Annotated in this window: 11 protein-coding genes and 1 tRNA gene; 5 read left to right on the forward strand and 7 right to left on the reverse strand. The window is 62.0% G+C overall.

The annotated features are described in order from the left end of the window. Positions 1-29: 29 nt before the first annotated feature. The gene (locus tag HS122_13185; GenBank protein ID MBE7539352.1) at positions 30-1,253 is read left to right on the forward strand and encodes a glycosyltransferase family 4 protein; all 1,224 of its coding nucleotides are present in this window, start codon (positions 30-32) and stop codon (positions 1,251-1,253) included. Between the two features lie 54 nt (positions 1,254-1,307). On the opposite strand, the gene HS122_13190 is transcribed toward HS122_13185, so the two are convergent. Continuing rightward, positions 1,308-2,246, reverse strand: coding sequence for a LysR family transcriptional regulator (locus HS122_13190; protein ID MBE7539353.1), 939 nt, complete (start codon positions 2,244-2,246; stop codon positions 1,308-1,310). A 94-nt stretch (positions 2,247-2,340) separates the two neighbouring features. Between HS122_13190 and HS122_13195 the strand changes: the two genes are divergently transcribed. From HS122_13195 to HS122_13205, 3 genes are read left to right on the forward strand one after another with little or no spacing between them, the layout of a single operon-like run. Further along, the gene (locus HS122_13195) at positions 2,341-2,844 is read left to right on the forward strand and encodes a winged helix-turn-helix transcriptional regulator (protein MBE7539354.1); all 504 of its coding nucleotides are present in this window, start codon (positions 2,341-2,343) and stop codon (positions 2,842-2,844) included. A gap of 38 nt (positions 2,845-2,882) precedes the next feature. Further along, positions 2,883-4,100 (forward strand): efflux RND transporter periplasmic adaptor subunit, encoded by a 1,218-nt coding sequence (locus HS122_13200; GenBank protein ID MBE7539355.1) that lies wholly within the window; start codon positions 2,883-2,885, stop codon positions 4,098-4,100. Positions 4,101-4,145: 45 nt separating this feature from the next. Further along, on the forward strand, positions 4,146-7,277 hold the full coding sequence (locus tag HS122_13205; protein ID MBE7539356.1) for an efflux RND transporter permease subunit: 3,132 nt from the start codon (positions 4,146-4,148) through the stop codon (positions 7,275-7,277). Between the two features lie 67 nt (positions 7,278-7,344). On the opposite strand, the gene glnS is transcribed toward HS122_13205, so the two are convergent. The 6 genes from glnS to HS122_13235 form a co-directional block, all read right to left on the reverse strand. Further along, positions 7,345-9,123, reverse strand: coding sequence for a glutamine--tRNA ligase (glnS, locus tag HS122_13210; protein ID MBE7539357.1), 1,779 nt, complete (start codon positions 9,121-9,123; stop codon positions 7,345-7,347). 131 nt (positions 9,124-9,254) lie between these two features. Continuing rightward, a complete protein-coding gene (locus HS122_13215) occupies positions 9,255-12,371 on the reverse strand; it encodes an efflux RND transporter permease subunit (protein ID MBE7539358.1) in 3,117 nt (1,038 codons plus the stop codon). Positions 12,372-12,389: 18 nt separating this feature from the next. After that, on the reverse strand, positions 12,390-15,497 hold the full coding sequence (locus HS122_13220; GenBank protein MBE7539359.1) for an MdtB/MuxB family multidrug efflux RND transporter permease subunit: 3,108 nt from the start codon (positions 15,495-15,497) through the stop codon (positions 12,390-12,392). Further along, positions 15,494-16,714 carry an MdtA/MuxA family multidrug efflux RND transporter periplasmic adaptor subunit gene (locus HS122_13225; GenBank protein ID MBE7539360.1) on the reverse strand — a complete coding sequence of 407 codons (1,221 nt, stop codon included), beginning with the start codon at positions 16,712-16,714 and terminating at the stop codon, positions 15,494-15,496. Before HS122_13225 ends, HS122_13220 begins: the two co-directional genes overlap by 4 nt. 120 nt (positions 16,715-16,834) lie before the next feature. Next, positions 16,835-17,842: a Gfo/Idh/MocA family oxidoreductase gene (locus HS122_13230; GenBank protein ID MBE7539361.1), complete on the reverse strand. Its 1,008-nt coding sequence runs from the start codon at positions 17,840-17,842 to the stop codon at positions 16,835-16,837. Positions 17,843-17,854: 12 nt separating this feature from the next. Next, positions 17,855-19,333 carry a Gfo/Idh/MocA family oxidoreductase gene (locus tag HS122_13235; protein MBE7539362.1) on the reverse strand — a complete coding sequence of 493 codons (1,479 nt, stop codon included), beginning with the start codon at positions 19,331-19,333 and terminating at the stop codon, positions 17,855-17,857. Between the two features lie 238 nt (positions 19,334-19,571). On the opposite strand from HS122_13235, the gene HS122_13240 reads away from it, so the two are divergent. Beyond that, positions 19,572-19,645 (forward strand) — tRNA-Gln (locus HS122_13240). Positions 19,646-19,703 lie beyond the last annotated feature (58 nt).

Consider the following 19,703-nt stretch of genomic DNA (forward strand, 5'->3'; position numbering starts at 1 on the left):
ACCATCGCGGCTGGCGTGTGAGCGGCATCATGCGTGTTCATCTGATCGATCCCCAATTGTCCGGAGAAGGCGGACACTATGCGAACCACGATGCGCAGCTGATCAGGGAGTTGAAACGCCGCGGCGTCGAGGTTGATCTGTACGGACGAAAAGGTGCGACGATTTCCGTCGAGGGAATTTCGCCGCGCCCGGTGTTCACGCACGACATCTTTCAGGAGTTCGCCAGGGATCCGGCGGTCTGGGCCATGGAGAATTTCCATGCGTGCAACGATGCGTTTCTTGCCGACCTCCAGACCATTCCTGTGGATCAAATCGCTGCAGGGGATCTCGTCTATTTTCCCAATCTGCTCCAAAACCAACTGCACGCCATTGCGCGCTGGCTCACCGCCCTGCCCGTCGATCGCCGCCCGGCTGTGGCGGTGATGCTGCGGTACCTCAATCATGCGATGGACTACGTGCAGAAGCGTGCGAACAAGGAGCTGATTGCACTCTACTACAGGTATGCCGTGCGTGCGCTGAGAGAGGCGCAGCCACGTTCGCTGATCTGTGCGGACACGCGCGAACTTGCGGCCGCCTATCATCAGATCACCGGAATTCAGGTCCTCGAACTGCCCAATCCGATGGACGTCGCACCCCTCATGGCCAGGAACCAAGCGGGAGGCCCGAATGAAGGCGGGAGACCTGTGATTGTCTACCAAGGGCACACCAGTCCGTTGCGCGGGTTTCATTTCCTGCCGGACATCATCGATCGATGCTCCCGGCTTTCTCCACGCCCGCGATTCGTCATTCAGGTTCAGAACCGTCCGGCTGCTCTATCGAGCGGGCTGGGACCGTCGCTGGCGCGTCTGGACAAGCTTGCGGCCGAAGCGGGGACCAGTGTGCGGCTGGTCGAAGGGGCGCTGTCCGCTGATGACTACTTTGCGCTGCTGGGTGAGGCGGACATCTTGCTGCTGCCCTATGCGCCGACTTTCTACGGCCATGGTTCCTCCGGCGTTTTCACGGAAGCCGCATCCGCCGGCAAGGTGATCGTGGTTTCCCCGCAAACCGTGCCTGCGCGTCAGGGGGCGGAGTACGGCCTCGGCGTTGTGCCGGCGGCAAAGTGGGAGCCATCCGCCATGGCTGAGGCCGTGGGAAATGCCCTGAGGGACTTGGAGCAATTGCGTGACAGGGCCGCCACGGGTGCACCGCGCTTCCGGACGGAGCAGTGTGCCGAGGCGCTTTGGGACAAGGTGCTGAACGCAATGCCGAGGTAGTGGGGGAACTCCGCTGCCGCGGAGGGGAGAGACACCGGCGAACCCGGCCGATCCTCAGGCGGCGAATCTCGTCAGTCGCTTCCTGTTCTTGATGGAGCTTCCTGGTTTTTCGTCAAATGCCTCGATGAAACGGCGGGCGAGCAGTGACTCCCTGCCGGGGCGCCAGACGGCGCAGATCGCGACCTCGATATCGGGACCGGTTTCCTTCAGGGGCCGAACAACGAGATTGTCGATCCGGGTGAGACCGCTTCGCCCCGCGAGGAGTGATACGCCCTGGCCGCCGGCAATCATTGCGAGGAGAGACTCAAAACCCCTCACATCAACAAGCTTGTGAGCCTTCAATCCACGTCCCTCCATCAGGCCGCGAATGAAGGTGCGATGCAGGGAAAGCCTGCCTCCGCTGATGCAGAGCACCCGCTCCGACGCCAGTTCCGCCAGCGGCACCGAGCTCCTGGAGGCGAGCCGATGGTCCGCTCCCAGAACCGCGCACAGCGGGGTGGAGAAGACGAGCGCCCACTTGAGCGAGGGCGGCAGTTGATGAAGCGCGTTGGCAGTGATGAATCCGATGTCGAGCTCCTTGCTCGAGAGCGCAGCCATCTGGGAGGCGACGTCCATGTCGATGAGCTCGACTTCAACGTCCGGGTGCCGCGTGCAGAATACCGCCAGGCTGGCCGCGAGATGGTTGGCCGCAATGGGCCCGATGTTGCCGATGGTGAGACGTCCGCGATTTCCCTGGGCGGCGTCGCGCGCCCGCTGCGCCGCCTTCTCCGACTGCTGCAGGATCGCGCGCGCATCCTCGAGAAAAACCGCGCCGGCCTTGGTGAGGGACACCCTGGTGGTGTCACGATCCAGAAGCCGGACGCCGAGTTCGGTTTCGAGGTCGCGAACCTGCTTGCTCAGCGCGGGGGTGGAGAGATTGAGGTCCTCCGCGGCCGCGCGGAAGCTGAGGGCCCTGGCGACCGCTGCGAAATAGCGAAGATGACGAAGCTCCATGACGTGGGATGCTGTTAACTGATGGTTAACACCGGGGAAACTTCAAAGTCATTCCGTCGATTCACGTCCTGTGTTATGCTCCCGGCAATCGACCGTGAGAACTGCGAGCCATGATTCCATTCCAAAGACGCTCCAGTACCTTGCGTCAACAGCCGGAGAGGACTGCCGGCTGCGATTGCAGGCGTCGCTTCAGATCATGGATGCAGGAGACCAGCTCCTGCGCGTCCTGCGCCGGCGGCTTGCACAGGAGGGCCTGACGGGCGAGGGGTTTCAGGTTCTGGCATCGCTCGCGGACCTTCCTGAAGTTGCGCCGCTGTCCGATCTGATGGCCATTGTGGACATGCCGAGGGCGTTCCTGAGCGAGACGGTGACGAGGCTTGAGTATTCCGGACTGATCGAGCGTCAGCGTGGCGAGCTCGATCGCCGGATGATCCGCCTGCGAATGACGGATGCGGGCAGGACGGCCATTGAAGATGCCCGAAACCTTGTGCATCGAAGCATTCGGCAGATTTTTGGGGCGACGGATGAGGATGCACTGCGTGGCTTCGCCGAGCATTGCGTGACGGTCGCCAAGGAAGCCAAATCGATTGGCCAGTGAGGTCCGCCTGTGCTGGAGTCGGCTCCAGCGAATTTTTCATGACCATGTTCCGACGCATCATTCATTTTCCTGCCGGATTCCTTTCGATCAGAGCCTGGCTTGCGGCATGCACAGCCGCGATGGCTTTGATGGGATGCTCGAAACAGAGCGTTCCGGCCACGGGCCAGACCGGTGCGCCCACGGAGGTGGGGGTGATCACAGTGACCCCGAGACCGTACACGCTCTTCCGGGAGCTTCCCGGACGCACCTCCGCCCACCGCATTGCCGAGGTGAGGGCGCGCGTCAGCGGCATTGTGCTCAAGAGGCTCTTTGACGAAGGCAGCGAGGTCACTGAGGGGCAGGCGCTTTACACGATCGATCCGGCACCCTACCAGGCGGCGCTCGACAGCGCCCAGGCCGTGCTTGCGCGGGCGGAAGCGCGTCTGGTGTCCGCGAAACTGCAGGCCGACCGCCATGAGGCGCTCTTCAAGGCCAGTGCCATCAGCCGCCAGGAGCTGGAGGATGCCGAAGCCGACCTTCAGGTGGCGCAGGCGGATGTTTCCGCCGGCAAGGCGGCTGTGCAGACCGCCTCCATCAATCTCGAATACACCCGGGTGCTTTCGCCGATATCCGGCAGAATTGGTTCATCACAGGTCACCGAGGGGGCGTATGTGCAATCCGGCCAGTCGACCCTGCTGGCGACGGTGCAGCAGATCGACCGTCTCTATGTTGATGTGAACCAGGCGAGCACCGAGGTGCTTCGATTGAGGAAGGCCCTTCAGAGCGGCAAGCTTCACAGCGCGGGACAGGGGGCGGGTGAGGCGCGGGTAACTTTGCTGCTCGAGGACGGCAGCGCCTACGAGCATGCCGGCACGCTCCAATTCGCGGATATCACCGTTGACCCATCCACCGGAACGGTGCGCGTGCGTGCGCTGGTGCCCAATCCGCAGCGCGAACTTCTGCCCGGCATGTTTGTCCGGGCGCGCATTGAGGAGGGGGTGAATCCCGCGGCAATGCTCATACCGCAGCAGGGTGTTTCGCGAAACCAGCGCGGCAATGCCACCGCGATGGTCGTGTCTGATCAGGGCAGGGCGGAGATTCGGATTCTGACGGCTGAACGGGCGGTGGGAAGCGACTGGATTGTCACGTCGGGCCTCAACAGCGGAGACAAGGTGATCGTGCAGAATCTGCAGCGCATCCGGCCGGGCTCCGCCGTTGTTCCGGTTCCGGCGACAATTGCCGCTTCGGACTCCGACGCCTCCGGCGTGAAGCCGTAGGCCCCGGATTTCAGCGACAATCCAACCAACCGGGAGAAACGTTTCATGGCCAAATTTTTCATCGATCGACCCATTTTTGCGTGGGTGATTGCGCTTGTCATCATGCTGTCAGGGATGGCGGCCATCCGGACGCTGCCGGTATCCCAGTATCCCAGCATCGCTCCGCCGGCCATTTCCGTACGCGCGGTCTATCCCGGGGCGTCCGCGAAGACCGTCGAGGACACGGTGACCCAGGTCATCGAGCAGAACATGAATGGCATCGACAACCTGCGCTACATGGCGTCGACGAGCGACTCGGGCGGCAATGTGACCATCACGCTGACGTTCGAGGCGGGGACGGATGCCGACATCGCGCAGGTCCAGGTGCAGAACAAGCTGCAGCTCGCCATGCCGCTCCTGCCGAATGAGGTGCAGCAGCAGGGGGTCAGGGTCACGAAATCGGTGAGAAACTTTCTGATGGTGCTGGGCTTTGTCTCGAAGGACGGAAGCATGAGCCGCAACGACATCTCCGACTACGTTGCGGCGAATGTGCAGGACTCGATCAGCCGCATCCAGGGTGTCGGCGACATCCAGCTCTTCGGCACGCAGTATGCGATGCGCATCTGGCTGAATCCCGACGGCCTCGCGAACTATCGGCTGACTATCAGCGACATCACGTCTGCGCTGCAGGCGCAGAACGCGCAGGTGTCCGCGGGTCAGCTCGGCGGCACTCCAGCGGTTCCCGGTCAGCGGATGGCGGCTACAATCACGGCGCAGACCCGGCTCGAAACCGCGGAGCAGTTCGGCAACGTCCTCCTTCGCGTCAACGAGGATGGCTCCCTGGTGCGCCTGCGTGATGTGGCGCGGGTCGAGCTTGGAGGTGAAAACTACTCGATTGAAACGCGCTACAATGGCAGGCCCGCCTCGGGCATGGCCATTCGTCCGGCGACGGGCGCGAACGCACTGGAAACCGCCCGGCTGGTGCGTGAAAAGATCGAGGAGCTGTCGCAGTTTTTCCCGCCTGGCCTGACCGTCGAGTTCCCCCTCGACACGACACCCTTTGTGAGGATCTCCATCTCGGAGGTGGTCAAGACTCTCGTCGAGGCGATCGCGCTGGTCTTCCTGGTGATGTACCTGTTCATGCAGAATTTTCGGGCGACACTCATTCCAACAATCGCCGTGCCGGTGGTGCTGCTGGGAACTTTCGCCGTGATGGATGCCGCTGGTTTCTCCATCAATACGCTGACCATGTTCGGCATGGTGCTTGCGATCGGCCTGCTGGTGGACGACGCGATTGTTGTCGTCGAGAATGTCGAGCGGGTGATGAGCGAGGAGGGATTGTCGCCGCGGGATGCGACGAGGAAATCCATGGAGCAGATCACGGGGGCTCTTGTAGGCATTGCGCTCGTACTGACGGCCGTGTTTGTGCCGATGGCTTTTTTCGGCGGATCGGTGGGGGTGATCTACCGCCAGTTCTCGATCACGGTCGTTTCAGCCATGATCCTTTCGGTGATCGTGGCGATCGTGCTGACTCCCGCCCTGTGCGCGACGATGCTGAAACCGATCCCGAAGGGGCATCATGGCACAAAACGGGGCTTCTTCGGGTGGTTCAACCGGCTGTTTGAACGCAGTTCCTCGAAGTACACCACGGGCGTATCCGGTTTGCTGACGCGAACAGGGCGCTCACTTGTGGTTTACGTGCTCATTCTCGGTGCGATGGCGCTGCTCTTCGTGCGCATGCCCACGGGGTTCCTTCCGGATGAGGACCAGGGATTGATGTTCGCCCAGGTGCTTCTGCCTGTGGGATCCACCCAGGAGCAGACGCTCGCCGTGATGAAGGACGTGGAGAAACATTTCCTCGAAAACGAGAAGGCCAACGTCGAGTCGATCTTCACGGTTGCGGGATTCAGCTTTGGAGGCCAGGGGCAGCACACGGGACTCGCGTTCATCAAGCTGCGCGACTGGGCTGATAGACCGGGCAGGGATGCCAAGGTGAAGGCGATTGCAGGCCGCGCGATGGGCGCGTTCATGAAGTTCAAGGATGCGATCGCGTTTGCGTTTGCGCCGCCCTCGGTGCTCGAGCTGGGCACCGCGAATGGCTTTGACTACCGCCTGCAGGACCAGGCCGGACTCGGGCACGATCGCCTGATGGAGGCCCGCGCTCAGTTTCTGGAGCTGGCGTCGAAGCACCCCGATCTGAGCAACGTCCGTCCAAGCGGATTTGAGGACAACCCCCAGTACAAGATTGATGTGGACCAGGAGAAGGCCAGTGCGCTGGGCATTTCGCTCACGGACATCAACCGCACGCTGTCGGCCGCCTGGGGCTCGTCCTATGTCAATGACTTCATCGACAAGGGGCGGGTGAAGCGGGTCTACATTCAGGCGGATGCGCCCTATCGCATGCTGCCCGAGGACCTGAACCGCTGGTACGTGAGAAACAGTCGGAAGGAGATGGTGCCCTTCTCCGCGTTTGCGAGTGCGCGCTGGATGTATGGACCCTCGCTGCTGGAGCGATTCAACGGCCTGCCTGCGATTGCGGTCCAGGGGGAGCCCGCACCCGGCAGGAGCACGGGTGACGCCATGGCGGCGCTCGAGCAGATTTCCAGGCAGTTGCCGCTGGGAACGGGACATGCCTGGGGAGGGTTGTCGTTCGAGGAGCGGCTGTCGGGTTCGCAGGCGCCGGCGCTGTATGCGGTTTCGCTTCTTGTGGTGTTTCTCTGCCTGGCTGCGCTCTATGAAAGCTGGTCCATTCCGTTCGCCGTGATGCTGGTGGTTCCGCTCGGCGTGATCGGCGCCCTGCTGGCTGCGATGGTCCGCGGACTGCCCAACGACGTCTATTTCCAGGTTGGGCTGCTGACCACGATCGGCCTGTCGTGCAAGAACGCCATTCTCATCGTCGAGTTTGCGAAGGAGGGGTATGACCGCGGCATGAGTCTCATGGACGCCACGATTCTGGCAGCGCGCCAGCGGCTGCGGCCAATCCTCATGACCTCGTTCGCATTCGTCCTGGGCGTGCTTCCGCTCGTGCGTGCCAATGGTGCCGGATCCGGCAGCCAGAACGCCATCGGCACGGGTGTGATGGGGGGCATGCTGAGCGCGACGTTTCTCGCCATCTTCCTGATACCGGTGTTCTTCGTCGCGGTGCTTCGCCTGATGAAGGTCAAGCCGCGGCCAGGGAGCTCGGGCACGCACGGATGACGATCGCGTCGTCTCGGCCAGTCGGAAACATCCAGGCGCGGGGTTGCGTCGCGCCTGGCACGCACCGCTATCTCACCCAGGTGTCCTTCAGTGTGATTGTCCGGTTGAATGCCGGTTGTCCGGAAACGCCGGGGTGCACGTCGCGGGTAAAATACCCGAGACGCTCGAATTGGAAGGTCGCTCCAATCGCGGCGTCGCCCAGTGAATGTTCGAGCTTTCCAGTGACGATCCGGAGCGAGTCGGGATTGACGACCCTGAGGAAGTCCTCCTCACGGGCGGGTTCCGACACCGTGAACAGACGGTCATAGAGGCGAACCTCCGCGTCGAAGCAGTGCCGGGTGCTCACCCAATGGATGGTTCCCTTGACCTTGCGGTCGGCGTTGGGTGCGCCGCTGCGCGTGGAAAGGTCAGCGGTGCATCGCAGTTCGAGAACAGCTCCTGATGAATCCTTCACGATCTCATCGAGCCTGATGATGCACGCATACTTCAGCCGCACCTCGCCGCCGGGCTTCAGTCGGAAATACTTTGGCGGAGGAACCTCCGCAAAATCATCCGATTCAATGTAGACTTCGCGGGTGAGGGGCATGGACCGGCGCGTTGGCGCCTCGGACTGCGGGTCATTCACGGCTTCGCAGGGGATGGTTTCACCGTCAGCGATGTTGGTGAGAACGATTCTGACGGGATTCAGGACGGCGAACCGGCGCAGTGCCATGGCGTTCAGCTCTTCGCGGACGGCATGTTCAAAAAGGGCGATGTCTGTGACGCTGTTGTATCGGGTGACTCCGACCCCGATGACAAAGCGTCGCAGGGCGGCCGCGGGCACACCCCGCCTTCGGAGAGCCGCGAGGGTGGGCAGGCGCGGATCGTCCCAGCCATCGACGACCTTCGCCTCGACGAGCTGCAGGAGCTTGCGTTTCGAAACCAGCGTGTAGCCGGGCACAAGCTTGGCGAATTCGTACTGGTGCGGGACAGGACGCGGCAGATTGAGATTCGTTAGGATCCAGTCGTAGAGCGGCCTGTGGTCCACGAACTCGAGCGTGCAGATGCTGTGAGTCACGCCCTCGATGTAGTCGCTCAGGCAGTGCGCGTAATCGTACAGTGGATAAATGCACCAGGCATTTCCGGTCTGGTGATGCGGCACATGGCGGATGCGATAGAGAAGCGGATCGCGCAGCCAGACATTCGGTGATGTCATGTCGATCCTCGCCCGCAGCGATCGGGCTCCATCGGCAAACTCCCCCGCGCGCATGCGCTGGAAGAGATCGAGATTCTCGGCGACCGTGCGATTCCTCCAGGGTGAATCCCTGCCCGGCTGATCGGGCGCGCCGCGGTATTCGTCGGTTTCCTTCGGTGAAAGGTCGCACACGTAAGCCCTCCCCTCCCTGATCAGGACGAGGGCGAACTCGTAGAGCGCTTCAAAATAGTCGCTGGCGAAAAAGGGTTCGGTGATCCCGGAATTTGGATTCGCGGGAGACATGTGAAAATCCAGCCTGCCTTCCTGGAGTGATCGGTGCGCACTGGCTCCCTTCGATTTGAAGGCGAGGCAATGGTCGGCCCATCCGGAGATCAGCCAGCGGACGTCGGCGATTATTGAATCAACGTACTCCGCCTCTTCCTTCGCGGGATTGGTGTCGTCAAAACGCAGGTTGCACTGGCCGTTCTGCTCCCGGGCGATTCCGAAATTCAGGCAGATTGACTTGGCGTGACCGATATGAAGGTAGCCGTTGGGTTCCGGCGGGAATCGGGTCACGATTTTCGCATGGCGTCCGGCGGAGACGTCGGACGCGACAATGTCGCGGATGAAGTCGGATGGCTCGGCTGCAGGCGTGGAGGTTTCAGCGGACATGGCTGCATGAGGAAAAGTCATCTCGGGGTGCAAGGCAATGACCCAAACGCCTCTGGGAGTCATACGACTTCAAGGGGGGCATGCCCATTGCTGTCAATGTGCAGGAAATCCTCGGGCGAGGGGATTGATGCCTATCCGTGGGCAGGAATGGTCGCCTTTGAGCCGGGTGCGGCGGTCTGGTGAATTGCCTCGGGTTTCGGACGTTTGCGCAGACGTTCGAGCCAGAGGTAGACAACAGGGACGGAGTAGAGCGTGAGAAGCTGGCTGACGGCGAGTCCACCGGCAATCGCGAGGCCGAGGGGGCGTCGCATTTCAACGCCTTCGCCGGTTGCAAGGATCAAGGGCAATGATCCCAGAAGCGCTGCCATGTTGGTCATCAGGATTGGACGGAATCGCATGACGGCGGCCTGATAGATCGCGGAACGCGGGGAGAGCCCGCCATGTCGTTCCGCTTCGAGTGCGACATCGATCATGAGGATTGCGTTCTTCATCACGATTCCGACAAGAAGGAACAATCCGAGCAGCGCGATGAGGGTGAATTCGGTCCCGGTGATTCTCAGCGCGAGCAGGGCTCCAAGACCCGCGGAGGGAAGCGTCGAGAGTATGGTGATGGGATGAAGCAGGCTCTCGTAGAGAATGCCCAGGACCAGATACACGGCCACGACAACGCCCAGTATGAGAAAAGGCTGATCCTGAAGGCTCTTCTGAAAGCTCTGCGCGTTGCCGCCGAGGCGCCCCTGGATTTCCGTGGGCAGCATTATTCCGGCGAGGGCGCGGTCGATGGCCTTGAGGGCCTGGTCGAGCGAGACGCCCTCGGCGAGGGAGAATCCGATGTTGATCGATGCGAATTGGCTCGTGTGCCGCACGCGGTCGTCGATCAATGCGAAATCATAGCGTGCAAAGGCGGATAGCGGCACGCGCGAGCCGTCGCGCGCAATGACCTGAATCTGGTCGAGTGTGATCGGATCCTGCGTGTACCGGGGCTCGAGTTCCATCACGACACGATACTGGTTGAGCGCGTCGTACAGCGTGGCGATCTGGCGCTGGCTGAACGAGCTGTTCAGGACCTGCGTCACCATGCGCATGTCCACGCCGAGCCTGCGCGCGGCCTCGCGATCGATGTGAAGGCGGACCTGCTTGGTTCCCTTGTCGGATGGGCCGTCGACATCGACGAGTTCCGGGATTTCGCGCAGAGCCTCGGACACTTTGGGCCACCATTTGCGCAGATCCGAAAGCTCGCTCGCCAGAAGAACAAACTCATAGGATCCGGAGTCGGAGGTGCGGGGCATGTCGATGTCCTGGGACACGCTGAGCCACAGCATGCCGCCGGGTATTGGGGGCGTTTTCGTCCGAATGCGGTTGATCACATCGGTGGCTGAAACCTTGCGCTCCACGAGAGGTTTGAGGCGGATCATGATCCGGGAGTTGCTTAGCCCCCCGGATCCGCCGCTCGTGCCGATGACATCCTGGACTGCGGGATCGGCCAGCAGCAGTCTGCGGTAAGCCTCGATCTTTGGCTGCATGACCTGGAAGGAAAAGCCGTCGTCACCGCGAACGAAACCCGAGATCTGTCCGGTATCCTGCTGGGGCAGGAATCCCTTGGGAATGCGAACATAGAGCGTGATGGTGAGCGCGATCGTTCCGATCAGGGTAATGAGCGTGAGTGTCGAGTGCTGAATGACCCACGAGAGGGACCGCGCATAGATGCCGCGCAGGTGGTCGAAGAACCAGGTGCTGATCCGTGAAAGCCGGCCCTCCGACATCGCCGACCGCGGCTTCAGCCACCGCGCGCAGAGGCTGGGGGTGAGCGTGAGCGAGATGGCGAGGGAGACAGTGATGGCGGCCGCCAGCGTGATGGAGAATTCGCGAAACAGCCGCTCGACGAGCCCCCCCATGAAAAGGATGGAAACGAAAACCACGACCAGCGAGAGGTTCATCGCGAGCAGCGTGAAGCCGACCTCGCTGGATCCCTTGAGCGCGGCGCGGAAGGGGGAGAGTCCGCGTTCGATATGGCGCGAGATGTTCTCAAGGACGACGATGGCATCGTCCACCACGAGACCGGCGGCCACGATCAATGCCATCAACGACAGGTTGTTCAGCGAAAACCCGTACAGATACATGACCGCGAACGTGCCGATCAGGGACACGGGTATGGCCAGGCTGGGGATGAGCGCCGAACGCGCGTTTCCCAGGAAAAGGAGCACGACAAGCACGACGAGCGAGCCGGAAATGAACAGCGTCCATTTCGCCTCCCGCAGGGTCGCCCGAATTCCCGGCGATCGATCCATCACGACGGCGAGCTCGGCGTCCGCCGGAAGAAGCGCACGCAGGGACGGGAGCTCGGAATAGATCTCGTTTATGGTCGAGATGATGTTGGCACCAGGCTGGCGGCTGATCATGAGCAGCACCGCCGGGCGATCGTTGTAGAATCCGCTGCTGTAGCGATCCTCGACCGAGTCAGTCACAGTGGCCACGTCGCCGAGCCTCACCGGTGCGCCATCGCGGTACCGGATGATCAGAGGCAGGTATTGCTCCGCGCGGCGGAGTTGATCGTTGGTCTGCACCTGCCAGGTGCGGTCTCCGGCGTCGATCGAGCCGCGCGGCTTGAGGGAATTGGCCTCGCTGATCGCTGTGCGCACCTCGTCAAGAGCTATGCCGTAGTGGGCCAGTGCATTGGGATTCAACTGCACCCTGACGGCTGGCAGCGAACTTCCCCCGACCGTCACCTCACCCACCCCCTGGATCTGCGACAGCTTTTGCGCGATGATCGTGGATGCGGCGTCGTAAAGGACTCCGGGAGCCAGGTTGGGGGAGCTCAGCGCCAGCGCCATGATCGGCGCCTGGGAGGGATTGATTTTCTTGTAACTTGGATTGCCCGGCATGCCCGACGGCAGCTGGCTCCTGGCGGCATTGATTGCAGCCTGCACATCGCGCGCAGCGGCGTTGGTGTCACGGTCAAACGCAAACTGCAGCATGATGCTGGTGGCGCCCTGGTTGCTCCACGAGTAGATGTTGGTCACACCGGCAATGCTGCCGAACGCGCGTTCAAGCGGTGTCGCGACGGCCGATGCCATTGTTTCCGGGCTGGCGCCGGGGAGTGACGCGCTCACACGGATGGTGGGGAAGTCCACCTCTGGCAGGGGTGCGATCGGCAGCAGTCCATACGCCAGCAGGCCCATCAGCACGAGCGCAACCGCGAGCAGGCAGCTCGCAACGGGTCGTCGGATGAATGGGCGGGAGAGATTCATGCCCGGCAGAATGACGGGTCAATGCGCAGCCGTGTGCAGGCCGGCCTCGGCGGCCTGTGCCGCGCGGGCATGTTCGCGTGAACGCCTGCCTTGAACGGTCAGTCGATCGAAGAAAAGATAGACCACCGGGGTCGTGAAGAGCGTTAGCACCTGGCTCACGAGCAGGCCTCCGACCATGGCGAGGCCGAGTGGCTGGCGCAGCTCCGCTCCGGAACCGGTTGCCAGCATGAGCGGCAGTGCGCCGAACAGCGCGGCGAGCGTGGTCATCAGGATTGGTCGAAAACGCAGCAGCGCGGCCTGATGAATCGCGTCGCGCGGACTCAGACCCTGCTTGCGCTCCGCCTCGAGGGCGAAGTCGATCATCATGATTCCGTTCTTCTTCACCAGGCCGATCAGGAGAATGATGCCAATGATCGCGATCATGTCCAGCGGCCGGCCGGTCAGCTTGAGGGCGAGCAGCGCCCCCACAGTGGCCGAGGGCAGGGTCGATAGGATCGTGACCGGATGGATGCTGCTCTCGTAGAGAATGCCGAGCACGATGTACATCGTGACCACCGCGGCCAGCACCAGCCAGAGTGTGCTCGAGAGCGACGCGCGGAAGGCGTGGGCCGAGCCCTGGAATCGCATTTCGATGGACGCCGGCAGTGCGAGTTCCGTGCTTGCCTTTTCAATCGCGCTGACGGCCTCGCCTAGGGAGGCATTGCGGCCGAGGTTGAACGAGACCGTGACTGCCGGAAACTGCCCGACGTGATTGATGAGGAGCGCCGTGGGGCGCTCGGTCACGCGGGTGATGCTCGAAAGCGGAACGGGCTGGCCTGATGCGGAATCGACATAGATGTTTCCCAGGCTGGCCGGGCCGTGCACCAGCGCCGGGTCCATCTCGAGGACCACGCGGTACTGGCTGGTCTGGGTGAAGAGCGTGGAAATCTGGCGCTGTCCAAACGCGCTGTAGAGGGCGTCGTCGATCCTGGCGATGCTTATGCCGAGGCGGCTGGCGGCGTCGCGATCGATCTCCACGTAGGCCTGCAGACCCTGCTGCTGAAGATCACTCGCGACGTCGGCGAGTTGGGGCAGCTCCTGCAGGCGGGAGATCATGCGGGGCACCCATTCGTCGAGCAGCGATTGATCCGGGCTCGTGAGCGTGAATTGAAACTGGGTCCGGCTCACGCGGTCCTCGATTGTCAGCTCCTGGACCGGCTGCATGTAGAGGGTGATGCCCGACACCGCCCTGGCCTTTTCGCGCAGGCGTTCAATCACATCGGATGCGGATTCACTGCGCTCATTGTGCGGCTTGAGGTTGATCAGCATGCGCCCGCTGTTGAGGGTTGCGTTGGTGCCGTCGACCCCGATGAAGGAGGAAAGGCTGACGACCGCGGGATCCTTGAGGATCACAGCGGCGAGCTGCTGCTGGCGCTCGGACATGGCGCTGAATGAAATCGACTGTGGCGCCTCCGTCACAGCCTGGATCGCCGCGTTGTCCTGCACCGGGAAGAATCCCTTGGGCACGGCCAGATAGAGCAGTGCGGTGAGGATGAGTGTGCCGAGGGTGAGCAGCAGCGTGGCACCCTGGTGGTGAAGGACCCAGTCGAGCCACGTTCCATAGCGCGCAATCACCCGGTCGAGGAATCCCGGAGTGTCGTGGCTGGTGGACTGGGGGAGCAGCCGGGCGCACATCATCGGTGTCAGCGTCAGCGAAATGACGAGCGAGATCAGGATGGAAACGGCGAGAGTGATTGCGAACTCATGGAAGAGGCGCCCGACCACATCGCCCATGAACAGCAGCGGGATCAGCACGGCGATGAGGGAGATCGTGAGCGAAACGAGGGTGAATCCTATCTGGGAGGCGCCCTTGAGCGCCGCCTCGATGGGGGAGGCTCCCTGTTCGCGGTAGCGCGCAATGTTTTCCAGCATGACGATCGCGTCGTCGACAACGAATCCCGTTGCGATCGTCAGCGCCATCAGGGTCAGGATGTTCAGCGAGTATCCGGCGAGGTACATGACGCCGAACGTGCCGATCAGGGAGAGGGGGACCGCGATGCTTGGAATGATGGTGGCCGCGAAATTGCGGAGAAAAAGGAACGTCACGAGCACCACGAGGCCCACGGCGAACATCAGCTCATGCTGCACGTCGCGCACGGAGGCGCGGATGCTTTGCGTGCGGTCGGTGAGGACCGACATCTCAACGGCGGCGGGAAGGCTGCTTGAAAGCTGGGGGAGCAGGGCCTGCACGCGGTCCACCACCTCGATGACATTGGCTCCGGGCTGCCGCTGGACGTTGACAAGCACGGCGGGAAGGTCGTTCGCCCATGCGGCGAGGCGTCGGTCCTCGGATGCATTCACGATTCGGGCGACATCGCCGAGCCGGAGGGCCGCGCCGTTCTGCCAGGCGATGATGAGATTGCGGTACTCCTCGACGGAGCGAAGCTGGTCGTTCGCATCCATCAGGATGTTGCGCGTGGGGCCGTCGAAGCTGCCCTTGGGCTGGTTGACGCTCGCGGCATTGATCGCCGCACGCACGTCGGCGAAGTTCAGCTTGTGGGCGGCGAGCGCGGCGGGATTGACCTGCACCCGGACCGCCGGGCGCTGGCCGCCGGCGAGGCTCACCATGCCGACGCCGGGAATCTGGGCGAGTTTCTGGGCAACGCGAGTGTCGACCAGATCGTGCACCTCGGGCAGCGGAAGGCTTTGTGACGTCACCGCCAGTGTCAGGATGGGCGTGTCCGCGGGATTGACCTTTCGATAAATCGGCGGGGCCGGCATGTCATTGGGAAGCAGATTGTCAGCCGCATTGATGGCAGCCTGCACTTCCTGTTCGGCAACGCCCATCGGAATTTCCAGGGAGAACTGGAGTGTGATCACCGAGGCTCCTCCCGAACTGGCCGAGGACATCTGATTCAAGCCGGGGATCTGGCCAAAACGCCGCTCGAGAGGCGCCGTGATCGAACTCGCCACGACCCGCGGGCTGGCGCCCGGATAGAAGGTGAAGACCTGGATGGTGGGATAATCCACCTCCGGAAGCGCCGCGATCGGCAGCAGCCGGTAGGCCATGACGCCCGAAAGCAGCAGGGCCACCATCAGCAGCGTGGTGGCTATGGGTCGCAGAATAAACGTGCGCGACGGATTCATGAACTCCTTGCGCGCGGGGTGGGAGGAGCGGGCGGGCTGGGAGTTCCATTGACAATCTGAACGGTGCGGCCTTCGCGCAATCGGTCCAGGCCTTCAAGGACGACTTGATCGCCGGCTGCGACTCCCTGCGTGACCGCCTGCCACGTGCCGTCCGATGGGCCGAGCACGACATCGTGGATCATCGACTTGTTTTTCGCGTCGACGACATAAACGTAGGTTCCCCGTGAGCCGAATTGCACGGCATCGGCGGGGATGATGACTGCGTCCTCAATCGTGTTCACGCGCAGGCGGATATTGACGAACTGATTGGGAAACAGAATTTCGTCGGCATTGGGGAACTCTGCCTTGAGGCGCACGGTGCCCGTCGCGATGTTGATCTGATTGTCCACCGTTTTCAGGACGCCCGTTTCGAGAAGGTTCTGTTCATTGCGATCCCATGCCTCGGTCCGGAGCACCTTGCCGGCCCGCAGGGGATCGAGAACCTTTTGGAGATCGACCTCTGGAATGGTGAACACGACGGAGATGGGCTGGGTCTGTGTAATCACCACGAGACCGTTTGCATCTCCGGGTCGGATGAGGTTTCCGGGGTCAACTTGGCGCAAACCAAGACGTCCATCGATGGGAGCCTCGATTCGGGTGTAGCCGAGCTGGAGTCTTGCATCCTCGACCTGGGCCTCATTGGCGGCGAGAGCACCGCTTCGCTCAGCCACGCGAGCTTGGGCGGCGTCGAGCTCCTGCGCTGTCACGAGGGTCTTTTCGAAGAGCTGCTTCAGCCGCTCGAGATCGCGCTCGGCATTGTGGAGCTGCGCCAGGTTTTGCTTCTGATTGCCCTCGGCTTGCGCCAGCTTGATCTGGTAGGGATCAGGATCGATCTCCGCGAGGAGGTCGCCCTTCCTGATCTTTTGACCTTCAGTGAAGGCGACCCGGATGAGCTGGCCCTCGACACGACTGCGCACGGTCACGGTGTTGAGTGGAGTGACGGTTCCAATCGCCTTCAGATAAACGGCAAGGGAGTCCCTTTTTGCGGCAACGGTCTTGACCGGCACGGCCTCCGCTCCACCGAAACCTCCGGATCCATGGCGGAAGGAAAAGCCCCGGGATTGAGGCGGCTGGCTTGCTGACTTGAAACCGAAATACCAGACCCCCCCTGCGAAAACGGCACCGATTGCGGCGAATATCAGCCAACGTCGCTTGGATGAGGGCGTGGGAGAAGACATAGTGCGGAATAGTAGACGCAATCCCCTGACGGAAGGTGACGCGGATGGCGAAAAATAGAGATGAAACGGTTGTTTACCGCGTGCAAGGTTCCCCAACGCAAAGTCGGAAAAAAGAATCGGCTAACGCTTTGCGCCATGCATGCGGAGCACATCACTGATGGAGACCGGGCTGCCTCCCTGGCGCTTGCTTTCATCGGCGGCTTCCATGAATGCCAGCACCTCAATCATTTCGTCGTGGGAAACAGGTGCCTTTCTCGTCTGGAAGAAGGAAACTATCTCTCTCACGAGAGGGGCATAGTCCGCCTTGAGATCATCGTTGATCACTCCGGTTTTCAGCAAGGCTTTGAAGCCGTACCCGGCATTCGCGTCGCGATAGCCCTGAAAAGTTGCGACCCGCCCATCCGCCCACCGGCCAGTGACGACATCCACGTCGGGGGCATGAGTGCGCACCACGGTCTGGCAGCCCGTGCCGAGGATCGCGTACAGAATCTCAACGCCGTGTACGCCGTACCAAAAGAGGTCAGGATGATGAGGCTCGAGTGTGCACGGCGACTGGCTTGTCAGCGCGCGGATGGCCGCGCGGGTGTCAGGGCTCAGCTTTGTCACGGACTCCGCATAGCGCAGCGAGGACGCGCTGAAAAACGGCACGTTGTATTTTTTGGCGAGAGCCACGATCTCGAGTCCCTGCCCAAGCGTGCCTGCAAGCGGTTTGTCGATGAACACGGGTTTGCCGGTGGGGAACACGATTCTTGCGATCTCCAGATGCTTTCGTCCGTCCACGTTCTCGATCATGACGCAGTCCACCTGGCCCAGGACTTCCTCGATTGAATCGCAGAGTTTTACGCCGTACTTTTCGCTCAGGTCCTTCGCAAAGCCGGCGATCCGGTCGATGCTCGCCTTCTGCATGTCCGGACTTCCGCTGCGAAACGCCGCGACAACAGTTGCGCCGGACAGGTGATTCGACGCCTTTGGGTCGTTGAGCATCTTTGTGAATGCCACGGCGTGGGACGTGTCCAGGCCGATCATGCCGATCCTGAGACCGGCATCCGCACCAGGCGCGGCGGTGAGTGAAGTGGCGAAAATCATGAAGGGAGGAAGCAGACGCAGGAAGGAGGATGGATGAATCATGGTTGAAAAAGTTCAGGTTTTCGCGCCGGCCAGGTAGGGCGGCCGGGCGGACTCGTGAAGCAGAAACCGGGCGCGGTTGTGCAGGAGCGGATCCTCGGGATCCAGCCGGACGATGTCGTCGTTGTTCGCATCGATGGAAAGCCAGGGACCCGCAGCCAGCCGGTCGCGGGTCAGGTCGACGTTGTTCGCGCGAAGATGAGAGAGAAAGTCCTCCAGGATGGGCGCGCCTGCCGTGGATGCGGCGAATCGATCCCTGATGCCTGCGACGCCAGCGGGTGATCCCAGCCGGTGGGAGATATTGCCGTAGTGGCATACCGAGGCGGAGAGATGGCCGATGGACGGCGGTGCGTTCACGTGCGACGGGTCGTTTCTGCGAATGGCCTCGAGGAAATTGGACATGTGCGCAGAGCCTCCGTCGGCGGGGAACTTCCGGACCAGTTTGCCCTTTGAATCGTACGCGGATGCGCCGGTGAGTGCCGTGAGATAGCCGCCTTCACAATGGATGATCGTTCCGGCGCGAATGCCGAGACGATTGTCCGAGTAAGTGACTCCCGTCTTCGCGGGAAGACCGCGATTCTCGAAAAATATCGGGCATCGTTCGTGGTCGTAAACGACAAGCATTGAATTGGGCGTTTCGGCGGAGTCATTGACGACAAAGCGTCCGCCGACGGACATGACGCGGCGCGGGGCCCGGTTGTCGTTCAGCAGTGCGAAAGCCAGGTCGAGAACGTGCACGCCGTTGTTTCCCAACTCGCCATTCCCGGTGTCCCACATCCAGTGCCAGTCGTAGTGCAGCTTCTCGCGTCGCAAGGGAACAACCGGCGAGGGACCGCAGTAGCGATCGTAGTCCAGCCAGTCCGGGTACCAGGGCAGGACTTCCTTCACCGCGGTGCGGTGGCTGTAGTAGACGGCATGGACGTGTGTGATGCCGCCCAGAGCGCCGGAGCGGACAAATTCGCCCGCCTCGGCGAGACCGGCGTCCGTGCGGCGCTGCGTGCCGACCTGGACCACGCAGCCTGAGGCTTTTGCCGCCTCGATCATGGCCCACCCTTCGTGCACGGTGTGGGACATGGGTTTCTCGACGTAGACGTGCTTGCCCGCCTGCAGTGCCCGGATTGTGAGCAGACCGTGCCAATGATTGGGAGTGGCGATGACCACGGCATCGACGTCGTTGCGCTCCAGCAGCAGCCCGGCGTCCGTCGTGGTGAACGGACGGTGACGGTCCGCTGGAAAATTCGAAGACACCGCTGCGAGGGTGCGCGGATCGACGTCGCAAAGTCCGGCGATTTCGACGCCTGGGGTGGCCAGGAGACCCTTGAGATGATCGGCACCCTTGGTGCTCAGCCCGACGATGCCCATGCGCACTGTGTCCGAAGGGGTGCGGAGCACGGAGGGTGCGGCGCGCAGGTTGCGGGACAGGCCGGCGGTTGCGGCGACGGCCGCAGTGGATAGAAAACGACGGCGGTTCCAGGGAGAGGGGAGGGAGGCCATGGCGCGGGAGAGGGATCAAAGTGAAGATTCGTCTGACGAAGTGCGAACGCTTTTACCGCGAAAGTACCGCAAGAGCGCGCCGAGGCGCGTTCGCTCCTCTCCACGGGGCGGAAAGGAGTGGCGGCAACCATTTCATTTGCAACAAATAGCAGCCATTGCCGGGCGATTCTCCATTCGTCCTGCTCCGGCCTTGACCTGCGGTTGAATACCGGCACTTTTCGCCGGTTTACCGCACGCTTGCCTGATGGTGTAATGGTAGCACAGGCGACTTTGACTCGCCTAGTCATGGTTCGAATCCATGTCGGGCAGCCAAATGAGGATCAGCAACTCAGGTGATAAATCGGAAATGGTGAAAATTAGATGTCCCGAT

It is taken from the genome of Opitutaceae bacterium, from assembly GCA_015075305.1.
In the GTDB taxonomy this organism is placed as follows: Bacteria; Verrucomicrobiota; Verrucomicrobiia; order Opitutales; family Opitutaceae; genus UBA6669.

Coding starts and splice junctions, on each gene's coding strand:
- HS122_13185 (MBE7539352.1), top strand. CDS start 30: ATGCGTGTTCATCTGATCGATCCCCAATTGTCCGGAGAAGGCGGACAC.
- HS122_13190 (MBE7539353.1), bottom strand. CDS start 2,246: ATGGAGCTTCGTCATCTTCGCTATTTCGCAGCGGTCGCCAGGGCCCTC.
- HS122_13200 (MBE7539355.1), top strand. CDS start 2,883: ATGACCATGTTCCGACGCATCATTCATTTTCCTGCCGGATTCCTTTCG.
- HS122_13205 (MBE7539356.1), top strand. CDS start 4,146: ATGGCCAAATTTTTCATCGATCGACCCATTTTTGCGTGGGTGATTGCG.
- glnS (MBE7539357.1), bottom strand. CDS start 9,123: ATGTCCGCTGAAACCTCCACGCCTGCAGCCGAGCCATCCGACTTCATC.
- HS122_13215 (MBE7539358.1), bottom strand. CDS start 12,371: ATGAATCTCTCCCGCCCATTCATCCGACGACCCGTTGCGAGCTGCCTG.
- HS122_13220 (MBE7539359.1), bottom strand. CDS start 15,497: ATGAATCCGTCGCGCACGTTTATTCTGCGACCCATAGCCACCACGCTG.
- HS122_13225 (MBE7539360.1), bottom strand. CDS start 16,714: ATGTCTTCTCCCACGCCCTCATCCAAGCGACGTTGGCTGATATTCGCC.
- HS122_13230 (MBE7539361.1), bottom strand. CDS start 17,842: ATGATTCATCCATCCTCCTTCCTGCGTCTGCTTCCTCCCTTCATGATT.
- HS122_13235 (MBE7539362.1), bottom strand. CDS start 19,333: ATGGCCTCCCTCCCCTCTCCCTGGAACCGCCGTCGTTTTCTATCCACT.